At 40.1% G+C, this 3,468-nt stretch carries 3 protein-coding genes; all 3 read left to right on the top strand.

Translation table 11 applies throughout. From position 1 onward, the window contains the following. Positions 1–109 precede the first annotated feature (109 nt). The 3 genes from Q354_RS28310 to Q354_RS0115935 all read left to right on the top strand — a co-directional run bounded on the left by Q354_RS28310 (position 110) and on the right by Q354_RS0115935 (position 3,422). Positions 110–523 (top strand): hypothetical protein, encoded by a 414-nt coding sequence (locus Q354_RS28310; protein WP_156948395.1) that lies wholly within the window; start codon positions 110–112, stop codon positions 521–523. A 506-nt stretch (positions 524–1,029) separates the two neighbouring features. Then, positions 1,030–2,544, top strand: a complete 1,515-nt coding sequence (locus Q354_RS0115940; RefSeq protein WP_027858470.1) for a hypothetical protein — start codon at positions 1,030–1,032, stop codon at positions 2,542–2,544. A 71-nt stretch (positions 2,545–2,615) separates the two neighbouring features. Then, the gene (locus tag Q354_RS0115935; RefSeq protein WP_051560202.1) at positions 2,616–3,422 is read left to right on the top strand and encodes a tetratricopeptide repeat protein; all 807 of its coding nucleotides are present in this window, start codon (positions 2,616–2,618) and stop codon (positions 3,420–3,422) included. The last annotated feature ends 46 nt before the right edge of the window (positions 3,423–3,468 follow it).

Below are 3,468 nucleotides of genomic sequence, written 5' to 3'. Positions count from 1 at the left end.
TAACTGCTACTTGGTCACGGCGGCCCAATCCAACAATCCGTTACACGAGGCGTGCTTGCAAACAGCGCAAGCTCGCGTCGTGAACTAAGTGTTAGGGTAAAGGGAACTTATGCGTAAAATATTAACTATTGTATTACTATCAATGTTTTCAAACATTGCTTTATGTCAAAGCGTTCTCGATACAGGGGAGTTTGCAGTTGTACATGTGGACGGTCACGTAACAAATAAGGTTTTTCGTGTCATCAATCAAGATGATAAATGGCGAGTAGAAGATAAAAAAGATAACGGAAAATGGGAAGATGTTACGTGTGAGGTGGATTGTATTTTGTCAAAATCTAAGCCTGAACACATTGCTGAATTTTTTCATAATCAATTTCCTCAAAATACTGAAATAGAGTGTGTTCACAATCAAGCTTTCGCATTTTGTTCACTATTAAAAAATTCAGCAAAAACAAGTGTTCTAGTTGCATTTACTCCACAAGCACCTATTCACGTAAAACTTAAAAAAATAAGTATGGAGTAGCTTTACCCTAACAAGTTGCTCAAAAGGACACAAAACGCTTGGCTTGTGCTCCTTCGTCGCCAAGTATAGCCAAGCATTTTTTGCCTCTTAGCAAGGCGTTAGAGGTTTTCATTTGAAACGTATACGCATCGAAGAAGTAGAGCCGGTGGGTACTAGTTATCGTGTGGCTGCGGGATTCTTTTTCGTTTGCGGTCTACTAGCCTCCATTGGAGTTTTAGCGTTCTCTTCACTCAGCGAGTGGATTGAGGCCGGTGTAATATCTTTATGGTTTCTTTTTCTGGTTGTGGCCGGTCTTCATGTCAGTGGCTCTTTAGTATTTACAGGTTATGCTCCATGGTATTTGTTATCAGCGCACAAACCAAAATCCAAAGATTCATAGAGGTGCAAGTAGCACCTCTAACAAGTAAAGGCAGCATCGCCCTGCGGGCTGGACGCGCTAACGCGCGCCGCTGCTTTGGGCGTTATGTTTCACAGTAGAAAAGTAGAGCCAACCAAAAGGGAACGAAATGCTAATTTACGTAAATCAGTTTGAAATATTAGGGCACGATAGTTTTTCTGTCGCTCTTAGAACAATCGCTGGCTGGCTTAAAACCGTTACAAAACATCACTTTACAAGCGACATGTTGCTGAATGGAGAAGAATTCTCTTTTGAAAAAACCAAAGTGAGGACATTTGCAGCTAGTGAACTAGCGCCTGCAATTTACTCCATCTTACTTAGCCATCCAGATCGAACTGTAAGAGGAAGGCAATGGATTACTGAGCTAGGTATTAAATATGAAGGAGATATTACAACTGTTTCAGTCCTTCTCGAAACCAGCGACATCAGTACTTTGGTTAAGGATATACCGAGCACTACTAGACCAAAACTGGTCAGTTTCTTGCTAAAAAATGCCAACCTCAACCCTAAAACCACAGTTGGGCTTCGTGTTCAAAAGCTCAAAAATAATCTTGATGATTTCAAAGCACTTAGTTTTGAAGTTGAACGTTCAGAACGCAACTATCCGCTTGTTTTTGTTAGTAATTGCAAAAAGGATAATCAGCCACTAGTTGATCCAAATAGATTGCAAGAGCAGTTAGTTGGCTTAGCTCAAGTTGTCTACTCTGAAGAGGAGATTGATAGTTGGGAGTTAGAGGGGGTTCTTACCCGTCAATACTCAGCTTGGGATGGTGCTATAAACATTATCTATCCCTCTTTTGGTCGAGGTTATTGCTACAGTCGATTATTACTGCGAGATACCCTAACAGATGTCATTCAGTCCAATGAAAATTTAATACAGCATGTCCTTTCATATATCACCCATACGACTAACGGTTACAACAAGAAACGGCATTTTAGTCCAACAGATGTCAGAGCTAAGAGGCAAAAGGACTCCAGGATTCAGCTAAAGAAACGTTTTGTAGAGCTCAGTAATGATAGTGAATATCAAGCTCTCGCAGAAGAAGCTTTTTCACAGCTTGAAGAACAAGAAAACGTTATAGAACAACTTAAGGAAAAGTACGAATACGAAATTAATGAGCAAATGCTTGCAACAATCGAAGCTCAAGAGCAGCTAGACAAATCTAAATCTGATTACCATGTATTGAAGCTTAGATTCGATGATCTTCAAGGTAACTCATCAAAGAAAGGCAACCCTATTCTGATTTTTGGCAATGAAAAAGAAAAGTTTAAAGGGGAAATAACTGATTTAGTCCTTGATGCTCTAAATGAATATGCTAAATCACAACAGGCGAATTCTAGGAAGCAACAACTGCTAAATGATGTTTTAGAAAACAACTCGATGGATGGCACTAGGGAACGAATTATAGAAGAGCTAAAGCAAGTTTTTAATAATTATAACGGGATGACATCTAGTATGAAAAGCTCTCTCAAAGCCATGGGGCTAGAAGTAGTTGAAGATGGAAATCATAACCACCTACGGTTTATTGATGACAATCGTTATAAGGTTGCTTTTGCGAAGACCCCTAGCGATAGAAGAGTTGGGGCTAATATCATTAGAGATATCAAGGCAGCGATCATTTAGAAACATAACAATTCAATCCAGCCGACCACTATCGCGGCGGCTGATTGAGGCGTTAGCCATAAAGAGAGCATATGAGAATATTAAACATATTACGCACTTTAACCCTTTTTATTGCTAGTGCGGCGTTAACAGGCAATGTATCAGGCAGCGAAGAAAGGAGTGGCGAAATTGTGCTTAAAAAAGGCGATATCGTAGCCCAGCAAGTAGAAGGTGGTGACTGGAATGTCGTTAAAGTATTAGAAGTCGATAAATGGCCAGATGGAACATTCACAGCACATTGTCTGACTTATAATCGAACATCAAAGAAGCCATCTTTAGATACTGTGACGTCCTTAGATATATACGCATATCACGCGCCTATCGATGCATCGAGTTTCGCCTCTGGATGGGATCTTATCGGAAATTCGACGCCTAAAAAAAGTGAGCTTGTTGGGTTTATCGAATATCTCAAGTTAACTGATTTCCAGAGATATGCAGATACTACTGATCAAGATGTGAAGCAGCTAATAGCAGAAGCAAATAGAAACTATAAAAGTGCAATTGCTGCGGGAGAAAAAGGCGAGCATAAGCGAGCTATTTCATTATATTCAACCGCGATTGAATTATTTCCACTTTTTTATGAGGCTATTGATAATCGTGGCTTCACGTTTATGGATTTAGGTCAATATGACAAAGCCCTAAATGATTTTCAGCAATCGCTCCAGGTGAATCCGAATGGATTAACAGCTTATTTTTCGGCAGGCGAATGCCTTTTAAAACTGGGTAAATATGAGGATGCCATGAAGGTTTTTGCGGCCGGCGTTGATAAATTCCCAGAAAGAGCAGAGCTATTTAAAGATTTCTATAGTAAAGCATTGGCGCTGTCGAAAAATGGCTAACAAAGTGCTGCTAGGTGTGGGTACTGAGGAGGTTGTTCACATCGGC

Source organism: Marinobacterium jannaschii DSM 6295, from assembly GCF_000620085.1.
GTDB classification, from domain to species: domain Bacteria; phylum Pseudomonadota; class Gammaproteobacteria; order Pseudomonadales; family Balneatricaceae; genus Pontibacterium; species Pontibacterium jannaschii.
The sequence above is the reverse complement of the archived record's forward strand: the minus strand, read 5'-3'. Positions and strand labels throughout refer to the sequence as shown.

Excerpts from the sequence above, each read along its gene's own strand:
- Q354_RS28310 (WP_156948395.1), top strand. The coding sequence starts at position 110 with ATGCGTAAAATATTAACTATTGTATTACTATCAATGTTTTCAAACATT.
- Q354_RS0115935 (WP_051560202.1), top strand. The coding sequence starts at position 2,616 with ATGAGAATATTAAACATATTACGCACTTTAACCCTTTTTATTGCTAGT.
- Q354_RS0115940 (WP_027858470.1), top strand. The coding sequence starts at position 1,030 with ATGCTAATTTACGTAAATCAGTTTGAAATATTAGGGCACGATAGTTTT.